11 protein-coding genes and 3 pseudogenes are annotated in these 13,644 nt (G+C 71.3%); 4 read left to right on the forward strand and 10 right to left on the reverse strand.

Annotated features, from left to right (window positions below):
• Positions 1-106 precede the first annotated feature (106 nt).
• Positions 107-1,021, reverse strand: a complete 915-nt coding sequence (locus tag ACFVYS_RS26760) for a Ku protein (RefSeq protein ID WP_389505956.1) — start codon at positions 1,019-1,021, stop codon at positions 107-109.
• A gap of 193 nt (positions 1,022-1,214) precedes the next feature.
• On the opposite strand from ACFVYS_RS26760, the gene ACFVYS_RS26765 reads away from it, so the two are divergent.
• Positions 1,215-1,388, forward strand: coding sequence for a hypothetical protein (locus ACFVYS_RS26765; RefSeq protein WP_389505958.1), 174 nt, complete (start codon positions 1,215-1,217; stop codon positions 1,386-1,388).
• 244 nt (positions 1,389-1,632) lie between these two features.
• Here ACFVYS_RS26765 and ACFVYS_RS26770 read toward each other — a convergent pair whose 3' ends face one another.
• Complete coding sequence (locus tag ACFVYS_RS26770) at positions 1,633-1,914, reverse strand: hypothetical protein (RefSeq protein WP_314223546.1); 282 nt, start codon at positions 1,912-1,914, stop codon at positions 1,633-1,635.
• Positions 1,915-1,974: 60 nt separating this feature from the next.
• On the reverse strand, positions 1,975-2,190 hold the full coding sequence (locus ACFVYS_RS26775) for a hypothetical protein (RefSeq protein WP_389505960.1): 216 nt from the start codon (positions 2,188-2,190) through the stop codon (positions 1,975-1,977).
• A 330-nt stretch (positions 2,191-2,520) separates the two neighbouring features.
• On the opposite strand from ACFVYS_RS26775, the gene ACFVYS_RS26780 reads away from it, so the two are divergent.
• Positions 2,521-5,973 (forward strand): DNA polymerase III subunit alpha, encoded by a 3,453-nt coding sequence (locus ACFVYS_RS26780; RefSeq protein WP_389505962.1) that lies wholly within the window; start codon positions 2,521-2,523, stop codon positions 5,971-5,973.
• Between the two features lie 5 nt (positions 5,974-5,978).
• The gene (locus ACFVYS_RS26785; protein ID WP_389505964.1) at positions 5,979-6,989 is read left to right on the forward strand and encodes a hypothetical protein; all 1,011 of its coding nucleotides are present in this window, start codon (positions 5,979-5,981) and stop codon (positions 6,987-6,989) included.
• Here the strand turns inward: ACFVYS_RS26785 and ACFVYS_RS26790 are convergent.
• Positions 6,990-7,682: pseudogene (locus ACFVYS_RS26790) on the reverse strand (SOS response-associated peptidase); the annotation flags it as partial.
• Between ACFVYS_RS26790 and ACFVYS_RS26795 the strand changes: the two are divergent.
• Positions 7,671-7,954, forward strand: a pseudogene (locus ACFVYS_RS26795) (transposase family protein); the annotation flags it as partial. The pseudogenes ACFVYS_RS26790 and ACFVYS_RS26795 overlap by 12 nt on opposite strands.
• A 15-nt stretch (positions 7,955-7,969) precedes the next feature.
• Here ACFVYS_RS26795 and ACFVYS_RS26800 read toward each other — a convergent pair.
• The 6 genes and pseudogenes from ACFVYS_RS26800 to ACFVYS_RS26825 form a co-directional block, all read right to left on the reverse strand.
• The gene (locus ACFVYS_RS26800) at positions 7,970-8,824 is read right to left on the reverse strand and encodes a hypothetical protein (RefSeq protein ID WP_389505966.1); all 855 of its coding nucleotides are present in this window, start codon (positions 8,822-8,824) and stop codon (positions 7,970-7,972) included.
• Positions 8,811-9,167, reverse strand: a complete 357-nt coding sequence (locus ACFVYS_RS26805) for a hypothetical protein (protein ID WP_389505968.1) — start codon at positions 9,165-9,167, stop codon at positions 8,811-8,813. The genes ACFVYS_RS26800 and ACFVYS_RS26805 overlap by 14 nt, the downstream gene beginning before the upstream one ends.
• 71 nt (positions 9,168-9,238) lie before the next feature.
• Entirely contained in the window at positions 9,239-10,252 is a 1,014-nt protein-coding gene (locus ACFVYS_RS26810; RefSeq protein WP_389505970.1) for an NAD(P)H-dependent glycerol-3-phosphate dehydrogenase, read from the reverse strand.
• The gene (locus tag ACFVYS_RS26815) at positions 10,249-11,139 is read right to left on the reverse strand and encodes a class I SAM-dependent methyltransferase (RefSeq protein WP_389505972.1); all 891 of its coding nucleotides are present in this window, start codon (positions 11,137-11,139) and stop codon (positions 10,249-10,251) included. The genes ACFVYS_RS26810 and ACFVYS_RS26815 overlap by 4 nt, the downstream gene beginning before the upstream one ends.
• Positions 11,140-11,398: 259 nt before the next feature.
• Positions 11,399-12,265, reverse strand: a pseudogene (locus tag ACFVYS_RS26820) (YcaO-like family protein); the annotation flags it as partial.
• Positions 12,252-13,529, reverse strand: coding sequence for a TfuA-like protein (locus ACFVYS_RS26825; protein ID WP_389506107.1), 1,278 nt, complete (start codon positions 13,527-13,529; stop codon positions 12,252-12,254). The pseudogene ACFVYS_RS26820 and the gene ACFVYS_RS26825, both read right to left, overlap by 14 nt.
• Positions 13,530-13,644: the final 115 nt, after the last annotated feature.

Below are 13,644 nucleotides of genomic sequence, written 5' to 3' on the forward strand. Positions count from 1 at the left end.
TCACCTGACAGCGAGGCTGACAACTGCGGGGAAGCAGGTCAGGCCGACGCCGGTGGCTGTTAATCCTGGCGAGGCGCCCTGCCCACACTTGCCACCGACGGGCGACTCAGGCGCTCCTGGGCCGCCGTGTGCCCGTCTTCTTCGCCGCGCTCTTCTTGGTCGGCTGCTTCCTTGCCGCGGTCTTCTTCGCAGCCGTCTTCTTTTTCGGCCTCGGCAGCTCGTGCACATCAGCGCTCTCGCCGCGGGATGCCTTTGCTTTGGACACGGATTCCTCGAGCGCGGCCATCAGGTCGAGGACGCGGCCTGGCATTTCCGGCTCGGGCATCTCGGGGAGCGGCTTTTCCTCCCGCTTGGCTTCGATGATCTTCTCCATGGCCTCGGTGTAGGTGTCCTTGAAGTCGTCGCCTTCGAGGTCGTCGCGGGACATGGACTCCATCAGGGCGAGCGCGCCCTTGATCTCCTCCTCGGACACGTCCACTGGCGGCGGGAGGAGCTCGGAGGGGTCGCGGATCTCGTCGGGCCAGTGCATGGCGTGCAGGACGATGGCGTCGCCGCGGACCCGTAGCATGCCGAGCCGCTCGCGCCCGGACCACGCGTATTTGGCGATGGCCACCTTCGACGAGCGGGCCAGCGCCTCGCGGAGCAGCTTGTAGGGCTTGGCCGCGACCTGCCCGTCGGGGGAGAGGTAGTAGCCCTCGCCGATCCGGATCGGGTCGATGTCGTCCGCGGCGACGAAGGCGTCGATCTCGATGGCCTTCGCTGTCGGCAGCGGCAGGTCGCGCAGTTCTTCGTCGCTGATGGCGACGACCTGGTCCTTGGCGTACTCGTAGCCCTTGCCGATCTCGGTGTTCGACACCTCGCGGTCCTCGAGCTCGCAGATTTTGCGGGTGCGGATCCGGCCCATGTCCTCCAGGTGGTACTGGTGGAACTGGATTGAGTGGTTCTCGGTGGCGGACTGGACGTGGATGGGGACGGTGACCAGGCCGAACGAGATGGCGCCGGACCAGATGGTTCGGGGCATGGGAGACCTCCGCAGCAGGCCCCGAGCAGTTCGAGCCTACGAGGGGTGCGCGCGGCCCGCACCAGTTGCACCCGGGCAGCCGTATGCCTCCCGTGGGGAGCCGGGAGGCGCGGCGGGCCCCGCCGCCCACGGGACGGCAGGGCCCAGCAAGGGGGATCTACCCGGGGGTGAAGCGGGATCCCACCGGCACACCATGCAGAACTTCGGACTCACCTGGACCGACACCGACGGCCTGCCCTGCGGCTCCGCCGTCGCCTATGACGAGCCCAGCGCCCAGCGGCAGAAGGCCGCGCTTGAGACGGCTGGCTGCACCGGCGTGGAGATCGTGACCGTCAAGCCCGGGGAACGCCCCGAACCGCGGCGCTAACGCAGGGGACTCAAGCGGCGCGCAGGGCGGTCAGGGGACGTAGGCGTCGCACCATGACCCTCCTCCCGGCGGCGTGCACGCCATGGCCGGACTTCGCCACAAAGACGCGGGCAGTAGACCGGGTAAGGGGCTGCGGAGCGCGCCTTCAGCGGCGCACTTCGTCTTCCCTGCTTCGTGGCAGGGTGGGACTGGTGGCGCGCTCGATCCTCTTCGCACGAGCTGCCCGTGGAGCGGATTTGCCGCTCTAGGCTGCGGCCTGCTCCGGATGCCAGGCTTTGGCCCGTACTGCAGCTTCGATGCCGAAGCGGGGCTTGTCCTGCTCCTTGGCGTGGGCGGTGACGGCGGCCTGGGCCTGCGTGGCCAGATCCCGCCAGTGCTGCCAGGCCGTCTCGTATGTCTCGGTCTGCTGCGCAGTCCACGGCGTCACCGTGGGCCGGCCATAGGTATCTCCCAGTTCCAGGACCCGGCTGTGCGCCTCGTCGGCCAGTCTCTGCATCTCCACCAGTTCTTCGAATGTGTGTGCCACGACGACGGATCCTATGTCGGCCGTGCAGGGGGTTCCGACACCTCGCCGGACGCGCATGTCCTACGGCGTGTTCTCGCGCTGCGCCGTCCACGTCCGAAGCACCCGCTCCCGAGCGCCCGTCTTCTCGATGAGGTGGACCTCGACCTTCGGGTCTTTTGTGTAGAGCCCGACCCACTCCGTGTACCGGTCCTCAGCGGGGCCTGGTAGCGCCCACTCGCCTTCTACGGCCGGCCCGTCAGCTTCGAACCTCAACCGGACGAGGTACGAAGTCGTCATCGTGCCCTTCTCTGAATGTCGCGCCAGTCTGTCGATGATCCTCCTCGCTGTCGCGCGCGACAGCGAGGAGACGTTGGGGGTGGCCTCTCCAGCCCCGACCCCTCGAGCAGTCGGACCTGATGGGTCCGTCCCCGGGACCTGCCTCCCCCGCCTACTGGCGTGTGACGCGCGGCACAGGCGGGGATTGGTCCTCACGGCGAGGCCCCAGCCCTTGGTCCTCTTCCCGGAGGGATGGCATCGATCCCTGCAATCGAACGTTTGCGCGATTAAGCGTTATGGTGGATACCTGGAGAGGTCACAGGTCAGGGAGGGGCAAGCGAAAGGCTGGAGGTGTGGGGCCGTGGATTTACTCATCTGCACGTCGCGTCCGGCTACTCCGCCCGCTACGGCGCCTCTCTTCCCGCGGCCGTGGTCCATCGGGCCGCTGAGCGTGGGATGACGACGCTCGCGCTGACCGACCGGGACACCGTCGCGGGCACCGTCCGCTTCGCCAAAGCCGCCGCGGCCGCCGGCATCCGCCCCGTCTTCGGTGTCGATATCGCCGTCGCCCCGCTGACCCCGCCGGGCCCCTCTGCCGGACGGCCACGTACACCCGCACGTGGTGGCGCCCACGTGATCGAGCCACCGCTGCGGATCACCCTGCTCGCGCAGAACGCGGCTGGGTGGGCGCGGCTGTGCCGCCTGGTGTCCGCCGCGCATGCCGAAGCCGACGGTGCGCTGCCCGTCGTTTCCTGGCCTGCTCTGCGCGCGTACGCCGACGAGGACTTGGTGGTGCTGCTCGGCCCTGCCTCTGAGCCGGTGCGGGCGCTGTCCGCGGGCCGCCCCGATGTCGCCGAGCGGCTGCTCGCGCCGTGGCGGGAGCTGGCCGGGGAGCGGCTGCGGCTGGAGGGCGTGTTTCTGGGAGGTCAGGGCACCGGTGCGGGTTCGCTGCGGCTGGCCGCGCGCACCGTGGGCTTGGCCGATCAGCTCGGGGTGCGGGTGGTGCTGACGAACGCGGTCCGTTACGCCGATCCCGCACAGCACCGGCTGGCCGATGTCCTGGACGCCGCCCGTCTGCTGCGGCCCGTCGACCGTCGATACCTGGACGGCGGCGAGCGGTGGCTGAAGGACCCGGCCGGCATGGCCGCGGTGGCCGAGCGGATCGCCCAGGCTGTGGGCGACGACCGGACCCGGGCCGGGCGGCTGCTGGCGGAGACCGAGGCCACGGGCCAGTCGTGCACGCTCACCCCGGCGGACCTGGGGCTGGGGCGGCCGCACTTTCCCGAACCGTCCGTCGTCGGCGCCACTGGCGAGCGGGGTTCGGCGATGCGGCTGCTGCGCCAGCGGTGCGAGGCCGGCATGGTCGCCCGAGGCCTGGACCGAGATGAGCGCTCGCGACGGCAGCTCGAATACGAGCTGGACGTCATCGGCCGCCTGGGCTTCGAGGGCTACTTCCTAGCCGTGGCCCAGGTGGTGGCGGACACCCGGGCGCTCGGGATCCGGGTCGCCGCGCGCGGCTCCGGCGCCGGGAGCATGGTCAACCATTCGCTGTTCGTCGCCACCGCCAATCCCCTCGAGCACCGGCTCCTCTTCGAGCGCTTCCTCAGTGAGCGTCGTACGTCGCTTCCGGACATCGACCTCGACGTGGAGTCAGAGCGGCGCCTGGAGGTGTACGACGCGATCATCGAGCGGTTCGGGAAGGAGCGGACCGCGGTCACCGGCATGCCCGAGACCTACCGGGCCCGGCACGCCCTGCGCGATACCGGGCTCGCTCTCGGCATCCCGCCGCAGGTCATCGGCGACGTCGCCAAGAGCTTCCCGCACATCCGCGCCCGCGACATCCGCTCCGCCCTGGCCGAACTGCCGGAGCTGCGGCAGCTCTCCGCGCGGGCGGAGAAGTTCGGGCAGCTGTGGGAGCTCGCCGAGGGCCTGGACGCGCTGCCGCGCGGCTACGCCATGCATCCGTGCGGGGTGATCCTGTCGAACGCCTCGCTGCTGGAGCGGCTGCCGGTGCAGCCGACGCCGGCCGGCTACGCGATGGTGCAGGCCGACAAGGAGGACGTCGAAGACCTCGGCCTGCTGAAACTCGACGTGCTCGGGGTGCGGATGCAGTCGGCGATGGCGTACGCGGTCGCCGAGATCCGCCGCACGACCGGCCGCGCGCTCGACTTGGACAATCCCGACCACGTCGACCTCAACGACCAGCGAGCCTTCGAGATGATCCGGGCATCAGACACCATCGGTCTCTTCCAGCTCGAAAGTCCCGGGCAGCAGGATCTGGTGGGCCGCCTCCAGCCCCGGCACATGCAGGACGTCGTCGCCGACATCAGCCTCTTTCGTCCGGGACCGGTGTCCGGGGGCATGCCCGCGCTCTACATCGCCGCCCGGCACGGCGCCGCCCCCAACTACCCGCACCCGGACCTGGAACCAGTACTCAACGACACCTATGGCGTCGTCATCTGGCACGAGCAGATCATCGCAATCCTCGCGAAGATGACCGGCTGCGACCGCGCCGCCGGCGACATCGCCCGCCGCGCCCTGGCCGACCCCAACCGGCTGCCGAAGGTCGAGACCTGGTTCCGCCGCACGGCCGACAAACGCGGCTACACCAAAGACGTGCTGGACGAGGTGTGGGGAATCGTCTCTTCCTTCGGCGCGTACGGCTTCTGCCGCGCACACGCGGTCGCCTTCGCCGTCCCCGCCCTGCAGTCCGCCTATCTGAAGGCGCACTTCCCGGCGTATCTGTACGCGGGACTGCTGGAGCATGATCCGGGGATGTGGCCGCGTCGGGTCATCGTCGCCGACGCCCGCCGCCACGGCGTGCCCGTGCTGCCCGTCGACGTCAACCACTCCCGCGCCCACCACAGCGTGGAGCAAACCGCACAGGGCAGGGGTGTACGCCTGGCGTTCACCACGGTCAAAGGCATCAGCGAAGCCGAGGTAGCCCGTCTGGTGGCGGGCCAGCCCTACACCGGACTTCAGGACCTGTGGCTGCGCGCCCGTCCATCGCTGCCGCTCGCGCAGCGCCTGATCCGCATCGGCGCGCTCGAGGCCCTCTCCCCCGGCCTGACCCGGCGGGACCTGCTGCTGCAGGCCACCGAACTGCACCGGCAGTCCCGCAACCGCACCACCACCGACGGGCAGCTGCCGCTGGGCGGCGAACTGCTGACTGCGGAGCCGAGCGGGCTGCCGGACATGACCAGCCGGGACAAGCTCGGCGCAGAACTAGACGCCCTCTCCATCGACGTGAGCCGGCATCTGATGGAGCACCATCACCGGCTGCTGCGTGAGCTCGGCGCGACCGACGCCGCCCGCCTGCGTCGCATGGTGCCGGGGCAGAAGGTTCTCGTCGCAGGCGTGCGGGCCTCCACGCAGACCCCGCCGATCCCGTCCGGCAAGCGCGTCATCTTCACCACGCTCGAGGACGGCTCCGGCCTGGTCGACATCGCCTTCTTCGAAGACTCCCACGAAGCCTGCGCGCACACCGTGTTCCACTCCGGCCTGCTGCTGGTGCGCGGAACCGTCGAGGCCCGCGGCCCGCGGCGCACCGTCGTTGGCGAGATGGCCTGGGATCTGGATGAGGTGGCCGCGGCCCGCCGCGACCACGGGCCCCAGGCCGCCCTCGACCTCCTCGGCCAGACCGGCCCGGCCCCCACCCCGGCCCAGCCGGCCACGCCCCAGCGCACGCTCGCCGACGGCACGGCCGGGGCTCGGCTCCACCCCTACGCCGACCTCCAGCCCGCCGGCACCCGCTCCGCCGACCTGCGGCGGCTCGGGCACCGCTCCCAGGGAAGCGCAGGGTGATCGATATGAGCGGCCGCTGCATCCTCCACCTGCGCTTCGTCCTCCCGGCCGACCCGGACCCAGAACTCCCCGAGCGCCTGCGCCGTCTGCTGGAGGACTTCACGCCCCGCGTGCAACTGATCGAACCCGACATGGCCGTCCTCGATCTGACCGGCGCACTCCCCTACTGGAAGCGTGACGCCCGCAGCGTGACGGAGCTGGTCCAGCTGCGTGCGCTCGCCTTCTTTGGCCTGCGCAGTTCGGCGGGCGTGGCACCGAACCGGATGCTCGCCGCGATGGCCTGCGCGCTCACCGGTCCCGGTCGGCGCACCGTCATTGACGACTCCCCTGAGACGATCAGCGCCTTCCTGCGTCCCCGTCCGGTCGGGGAACTGCCCGGCGTAGGCGCGAAAGCGGCGGCCACCCTCGCCGAGTACGGCCTGCACACCGTCGGCGACATCGCCGACGTCCCCCAGCTCACCCTTCAGCGCCTCCTCAGCGCCCGGGCCGGACGCGCCCTGCACGAACGCGCCCGCGGCCGCGACACCACGAGCGTCGATCCCACCCCGGCGCCGGCGAGCATCAGCACCGAGCACCGCTTCGCCCGCGACGAACTCGATCCCGCCCAGCACCGGCGGGCCCTGCTCGCTCTCGCCGACCAGCTCGGCGCCCGCCTGCGCGACTCCGGCCAGATCGCCACCGGACTGACCTGCACCGTCCGCTACGCCGACCACAGCGCCACCCGCCGCGGCCGCACCCTGACCGAAGCCACCCACCACACCGTCCTGCTGGCCCGAGCGGCGTATGGGATCTATGACTCCCTCGGGCTCCAGCGCGCCCGGGTCCGCAGCATCGCCCTGCGCGCCGACGCCCTGCGCCCTGACGAGCAGGCCACCCGGCAGCTCACCCTCGACCAGGGCGACGACAAGCCTCTCGCTCTCGAAGCCGTCGCTGACCGCGCCCGATCCCGGTACGGACACAACGTGATCTATCCAGCGGCCCTCGCGGTCCACGCTTCCGGCCGGCGAGGTTCCTAGCTAGCTGGTGGCCTCGTCGACGAGGTGCGGGTTGTTGTTGCGGACGTTGTTGACCTTGGTGGGGACGGGGCGTGCGTGGAGGTGGCCGCCTGCGGGCTGTCCGAGGAGGGCGCGCAGGTCGTGGGGATCCTGGTGGGTGGGGTCGAGCCAGGCGTCGTAGTGGTCGGGGGTGAGGGCGAGCGGCATGCGGGGGTGGACGCGGCCGACTGCGCCGGTGGCTTCGGTGGTGATGATGGTGCAGGTGACCAGCCAGGCGTCCGGGTCGTAGTCGTGGTTGACGGCTGGGTCGCGCCAGTATTCGTAGGGTCCAGCGAGGGCCATCACCTGGTCGTCTTCGGGGTGGATGAAGTAGGGCTGCTTGCGGGTCTTGCCGGTGCCGGGGTCCTTGATCTGTTCCCACTCGTAGAAGCCGTCGGCGGGCAGCAGGCAGCGGCGGCGGGTGAACGCGCGGCGGTAGGCAGGTTTCTCGTGGACGGTCTCCACCCGTGCGTTGATCATGCGGGAGCCGATCTTCACGTCCTTGGCCCACGGCGGCACCAGCCCCCAGCGCAGCGACCGCAGCTCTCGCAGAACGTCGGTGCCGTTGTCGCTGTCGCGGGGTGCTCGCTCGAGGACGGCCCACACGTTGTCGGTGGGGGCAACGTTCCAGTTCGGTGCGAGCGTTTCTTTCGGAGGCGGGTCGGAGACGTGGAAGCCTTGGCCGAGGCCGGCCTGTTTGCTACGGCGACAAGGGCTACCAGGGCGCTGGCGGCACCCTACGGGTGCCCCTCTGGGGCAAACTCCGCAACCTCCCCGTCGGCCAGCAGGCCGTCAATGTCGCCCACGTGCGCATCCGCGCCGTCGGCGAACAGGCCATGGCCACCCTGAAGAGCTGGCGCCTCCTGCAAAAACTGCGGTGCAGCACCACCCGCATCACCGGCCTCGTGCAGGCAGTCCTCACCCTTCACCTGGCCGCGTCACGCTGAGTTGAAATGCCTCAGTCAGACGGCGAAGGCGAGGTAGGTGCCGATCGTGAGCCCGGAGAAGGTGAGGAGCTGGCGGGGCTTGAGGCAGGTGAAGACGGCGTGCATGGTGATGCCGGCGACGATGGCATAGGGCGTTGTCTGCGGTATGAGCAGTGCGGGGGGCAGCGCGATCTCGGCCGTGATGACGCTGGCGGCGACCGCGCGCCACAGGCGGATGTCCCGGTCGGTGAGGTTGCCCGCGTGGCGTCGGACGAGACCTGGGACGGCGTACTGGCGCCGGTAGGGGAGCTGTTCCCGGACCTGGGTGAAGACGTGCACCCACTGGGCGAGGTAGAGGCCGCTGCGGAATTGGGGGGAACGGATTTTCTGCCAGGCGCTGTTCCAGTAGATGTCGGTGGTGATCAGCACGAGGAGGCACTGAGCCCAGGTGTTCGCCGTGCTCCGGCTGTGTTCGATGTGCAGGCCGTGGCCGAGGTTTCCGGCGAGCAGGAGGCAGGCGCCGGTCAGCAGGGTGTAGCGGACGGCGTTGGGACTCTTGAGGTAGAGGAGTTCCATGGCGGCGCCGGCCAGGACCAGCAGGAGCGCCGGACGGGTAAAGGTGCCGGAGCCCAGGGCGAGAGCGGCGGCGGTCCGGACGATCAGCGCGGGACGGTAGCCGGTGATCAGGCAGCGGGCCCTGCCCGGTCCGAAGCGCTGCTCTGCCAGATGGGAGCTGAGCGAGCCGGGGGCGAACCGGTTCCAGCCGCCCTGGCCGAAGGCGAGGGCGAACCGCAGGGTGCACGCGGTCCCGAACACGATCCGGAACCACTGGAGCCGACCGGGGTCGGTGGGGTGCTGGAAGCCGGAGGTGAGGGCGTCAAAGAACCACATGGCTGTCCCTCACCTCGACGGGCTGCTCGCCGGGCGCGGACAGGATGCGGCCGTGTCCGTCGATCCGGTCGTAGCGGCCGCTGCGGGCGAGATGGTCGATGACCGCCTGGAGTTGAGGCGGGCCGAGGATGAAGGAGCCCGGGGAGAGGTAGTCGTAGACGTTCACGGGCTCGGTGCGCCCGTCCTTGGTGGTGCCGGTGAGCGAGATGATCGTGAAGGTGGCGCGGCAGAACATCTTCCAGCGCAGCCAGCGGCCGGGCAGGCGGGTGAAGCCGGTGGCCATCCACGCGGCCAGGGCGGTGGTGACGGTGATCTGGACAGCGGACAGCACGGACACGTGCATGGCGGGAGCCTCCGAGTGGGGAGGGTGAAGGTGTGAGGGGTGGGCGTCCCCGCAGTCCGGGGCGCCGGGGGTCAGCGCTCGGGCTTGGCAGGCCGCTGCATCAGCGCGGCCGCGGCTTGGTCGAGGGTGACCTTCTCGTGCAGCAGGGCGGACATCACTTCCGTGATCGGCATCTCGACGCCGTGTACCTGGGCGAGGGCGAGGATCGCCTCGGCGGACTTGACGCCCTCGGTGGTCTGCCGGGTGGCGACTGTCGCCTGCCCGACGCTCAGGCCGTGGCCGAGGTGGGTGCCGAAGGTGCGGTTACGGGAGAGCGGGGAGGTGCAGGTGGCCACGAGGTCGCCCAGGCCGGCAAGGCCCGCGAGGGTGGCCGGGTGGGCACCCATGGCCACAGCCAGCCGGGTGGTCTCCGCCAGGCCGCGGGTGATGAGCATCGCGCCGGCGTTGTCGCCCAGTCCCCTGCCCGAGGCGATACCGACCGCCAGCGCGATGACGTTCTTCACCGCCCCGCCCAGCTCGCAGCCGATGACGTCGGTGCTGGTGTAGGGCCGGAAGTAGGAGGTGTGGCAGGCCTGCTGGAAGCGCTGGGCGGCGTTCTCGTCGGGGCAGGCGACGGTGGCCGCGGCCGGCTGGCCGGCCATGATCTCAGCGGCGAGGTTCGGGCCGGACAGCACCGCGACCCGGTCCGCGCTCACGCCGGTCACCTCGGTGATGACCTGGCTCGCCCGCAGGCCGCTGCCCAGTTCGATGCCTTTCATCAGCGACACGATCACTGTGGCGGGCCCGATGTGCGGTGCCCACGCGGCGAGGTTGGCCCGCAAGGACTGTGCGGGGATGGACAGCACCAGGTAGTCGGCGCCGTCCAGCGCGGCGGCAGGGTCGGTCGTGGCCGACAGGGAGACGGGCAGCTCCACGTCGGGGAAGTAGCCGGGGTTGCGGTGACGGGCGTTGATCCCGTCGGCGATCTCGTCCCGGCGCGCGTGCACGATGACGTCGGTGCCGGCGTCGGCCAGGACCTTGGCGACGGCGGTGCCCCAGGACCCGGCCGACAACACCGCCGCGCGGGCGATACGGTGCTGGCTCAACTCGGGGTCCTCTCGCTGGACGCGGGCCCGTCACCGGGGCGGCGGGCGAGCCCGCACATCGTATCGGCCCCACCGGCCCCGGCCGGAACGTTCACCGTGCGGCGCAGGGTGAGCAGGACGGCGCGGCGGTCTGGCAGTGTGGGCAGCACCTGGTGCGCTTCGCGGAGCATGTTCTGCGCCGCGACCTCGCCCAGCTCGCGCCGCAGTTCGGCGGAGTGGCCGATCCACAGCCGGTAGAGGCGGTCCCACGTGGCGGGTTCGGCGGGGCGCTCGTCCACGTGTTCCACGGTGAGGCCGGCGGCGCGGGCCTGCCCCTCCCAGGCAGGGGCTATGGCCTGCCGCGAAGCCCGGGTCAGGACCAGCCGGCCACCCGGGGTCAGGACGCGGCCGAGCTCGCGCAGGGCCGCGTCCCGGTCGTGCGCGCGGCCGAGTGCGTCCACGCACACGATGCCGTGGGCGCTGGAGTCGGGCAGGCCGGTGTCTTCCAGGTCGGCGACGCGGAAGGCGGCCCGGTTGGTGCCGGTGCCGAGGAAGTCGGCGCGGCGGCCGGTGGCTTGGGTGACGGCGACCGGGGACAGGTCGAAGCCGGCGAGGCGGACGGCGAGGGCGCGGGCCAGCCACAGGCCGATGCCGCCAGTGCCGCAGCCGGCATCCACCAGGAGCCGGTCTGGGGGCATCCGCAGCCGAACGGTCATCAGCCCCAGCAGCGGCCAGTCGCAGGAGCTGGAGGCGGCGACCTCGGCCGGGTAGTCCTCTCCCATCGCCTCGGCGTACAGGCGGGAGACCAGATCGGTGTGGGTGCGGGCGGTATGGAAGGCGTCGTACTGGGCGGAGCGCCGCTCGCCGGACACGGACGGCGGCACTGCTGTGGTGACGGGGTACGTCATCTCGGCATCGACCTCCTGATACGCGAGCGGGTGCCGGGACAGACGACCTGCACGGCGTGGACCGGACAGTCCGGGCCGGACAGGTCCAGGACGGCTGGCTCGTGGCCGCTGACGCGTGCGACCTGCTGCGCCACAGTTCGGGCTTGTTCGGCGAAGCCGGCGATGGGTGGGTTGAAGCGCTCCGTCGCCTGCGGCCACGGTGTGAGTCCGGCGGGATGCGGCGCGTGGGCGGGGGGTCGCTGGGCAGGTCGTCCCGGGTTCCGGCGATGGCAGTCAGGCGGGACTGCGTGGCCTCGGTCAGGGCCCGGGTCAGCGCGATCGCCGGGTCGCTGTGACAGCCGCCGCCGGCGAAGACGACCGGATAGTCCTCCGACCACAGGTAGGCCACACACACCGGCAGCCCGTACGGTCCGGCCACCAGCGCGACCTCCAGGGCCATGCCCGCGGCCGCCAGCCGGTCGATCACCTCCCGGCCGTGCGGGTCATCGACCGTCCCGGGCGCGATGAGGGTCCGCCGCTGCCCACCTGCCTGCCCGTCCCGGTACAGCACGTCCCGCTCCACCACCTCGAACAGGGCGTGCAGCAGTGCCTCGTTCCGGCTGTTCCCGCACGCCAGGCCGGTGCTGGTGGCGCGCAGTAGGTCGGGGCTCCACTGCGGCCGCTGTACCCGGCGCCGGACGAGATCGACCGGCAGCAGCATGGTTTCGCCGCCCAGCAGACCGGTGGCGGGCGTCCACTCCCACACCATCCGGGACAGGACGCGCGCTGGGTTGGGGACGGTCAGCGGCAGCGCGGCCATGGGGCAGTGGGGGGCGACCTCGGCGGCCGGGCCGCGGGCTACGACGGGCAGCGGCTGCTCGACGTGCCACAGCTCGATCGCCTCCATCACGGCCGACAGTTTCGCCAGCAGCGCGTTGGCGCCCTTGCCCTGGGACGTGCTCAGGGTCAGTGAGGCAGGCCGGATCGCCGTCCAGACAGGCAGTCCGATGCAGTCCAGGCCGGTCAGGTCGGCCACCCGTGTGATACCGAATTCCGGCAGCTGGCCGGCCACCGCCTCCCACGTCTGTTCGGGCGGCCGGGCGCGCACGGTGCCCGGAAGCGCCACTCGCTCGTCAACGCTCACCACAGGTCATCTCCGTCCGCTCCGGCGCCTCATTCATCTCCTCCAGCAGCCCGGGCACGAGCCGCTTGGCCGCCGCGACGGCCCGCGCACCGGACTCCAGACCACGTGCGGACGCCTCCACGTCGAACTGCTGCTCAGTGCACTTCCACACGCGCAGCAGGAGCCGTCGGGTGAGGTCGTCGCGCACCGCCGCGGTCGAGAAGCCGGCCCGGGTGTGGCGGGCCCGCGCGAGAGTGTCTGCATACCGGGCGACCGCCTGGCGGTCCATCTCGGTCTCCCCTGCCAGCAGCAAGGTCACGGTTGCCTCGTCCCGCAGGTCGATCACAGGGTGGAACACGCGGTGAGCGGGCAGGTCCTCGCCGCTGGCCTGGGACAGCCGCTGCGCCAGCGGCAGAGCCGCGGCGCCGTCGGCGGGCTGGAGCGAGCGGTGCTCGAGGTAGGCCGTCCACGTCTCGTGAAACGCCGGGTCGAAGACCTGCTGGTAGACGAGGCGGTCCTCGGTAGACAGTTCCAGCCCGTCGCGACGGGTGCGGGCGAAGGCGTTGGACCAGCGCCGGAAGTACATCGTCTCCCACACCGCAGGAGTCGGCCGGACGCCAGCCTGCGCCGCCCGGCCTGCCAGTGCGCTGCGCACGGCCGCGAGGGCGTCGGCGCGCTTGAGGTCGCCGAAGTGCCGGTCGTGCTCGCGCTGTTCGGCCAGCCAGCCGGCGAACTTCGTCTCGCCCTGGCGGCGACAGACCGCTCGCACTGCGGCCGTGGTGCGCTGCGGGTAGTAGACCCTGCGCAGCCCGGCCAGCAACCCGGCAGCCCGCTCGCCGTCGAAGACTCCGGCCGAGACGGCGAGGTGGAGGACGTGCCGGAGGTTGACCACCGGCCAGCTCAACGCGTCCCACTGCCCGTCCGGGGCCTGCCCGACCGCCACCTCGTCGTCCCCGTCGATCTTCCCCGAGGCGTAGTCGGCATAGATGCTGCCGATGCCTAGCGCCCCGAACGGGGTGAGTTCAGCAGCCCGTAGCGCACCGATACTCGCCGCCCCGATCACCCGGACCCCCCGGCCCATCGCGGCCAGGATCTCCTTGTGGCGCAGCGCCGGAGCCTGGTGATACACCCCGTCGATGATCACCGCTGTGTCGCCGTCCCGGATTGCAGCATCGAACAGGTCCCCGTGCCCCACCGGCGCCCACACCCGCACGCCCGGCGCGGCCAGGAGAGGCTCGGACCGCGCCAGCGTCGGTCCGACGAACACATGAATCACTGCGACCTCCACGGTCAAGGAGGGCGCCCCTCCCCCACACCCCGCGCAACCGGCGAGGAGGGAGGGACGCCCGGGCACGAGCGGGAAGGGACTACTCCTCGTCCTCCACGTCGACGGCGACCACCAC

Origin of the sequence: Streptomyces sp. NPDC058295 (genome assembly GCF_042880655.1) — a bacterium.
Classification (GTDB): Bacteria; Actinomycetota; Actinomycetes; order Streptomycetales; family Streptomycetaceae; genus Streptomyces; species Streptomyces coriariae.

Excerpts from the sequence above, each read along its gene's own strand:
- ACFVYS_RS26760 (WP_389505956.1), bottom strand. The coding sequence starts at position 1,021 with ATGCCCCGAACCATCTGGTCCGGCGCCATCTCGTTCGGCCTGGTCACC.
- ACFVYS_RS26765 (WP_389505958.1), top strand. The coding sequence starts at position 1,215 with ATGCAGAACTTCGGACTCACCTGGACCGACACCGACGGCCTGCCCTGC.
- ACFVYS_RS26775 (WP_389505960.1), bottom strand. The coding sequence starts at position 2,190 with ATGACGACTTCGTACCTCGTCCGGTTGAGGTTCGAAGCTGACGGGCCG.
- ACFVYS_RS26785 (WP_389505964.1), top strand. The coding sequence starts at position 5,979 with ATGAGCGGCCGCTGCATCCTCCACCTGCGCTTCGTCCTCCCGGCCGAC.
- ACFVYS_RS26800 (WP_389505966.1), bottom strand. The coding sequence starts at position 8,824 with ATGTGGTTCTTTGACGCCCTCACCTCCGGCTTCCAGCACCCCACCGAC.
- ACFVYS_RS26805 (WP_389505968.1), bottom strand. The coding sequence starts at position 9,167 with ATGCACGTGTCCGTGCTGTCCGCTGTCCAGATCACCGTCACCACCGCC.
- ACFVYS_RS26815 (WP_389505972.1), bottom strand. The coding sequence starts at position 11,139 with ATGACGTACCCCGTCACCACAGCAGTGCCGCCGTCCGTGTCCGGCGAG.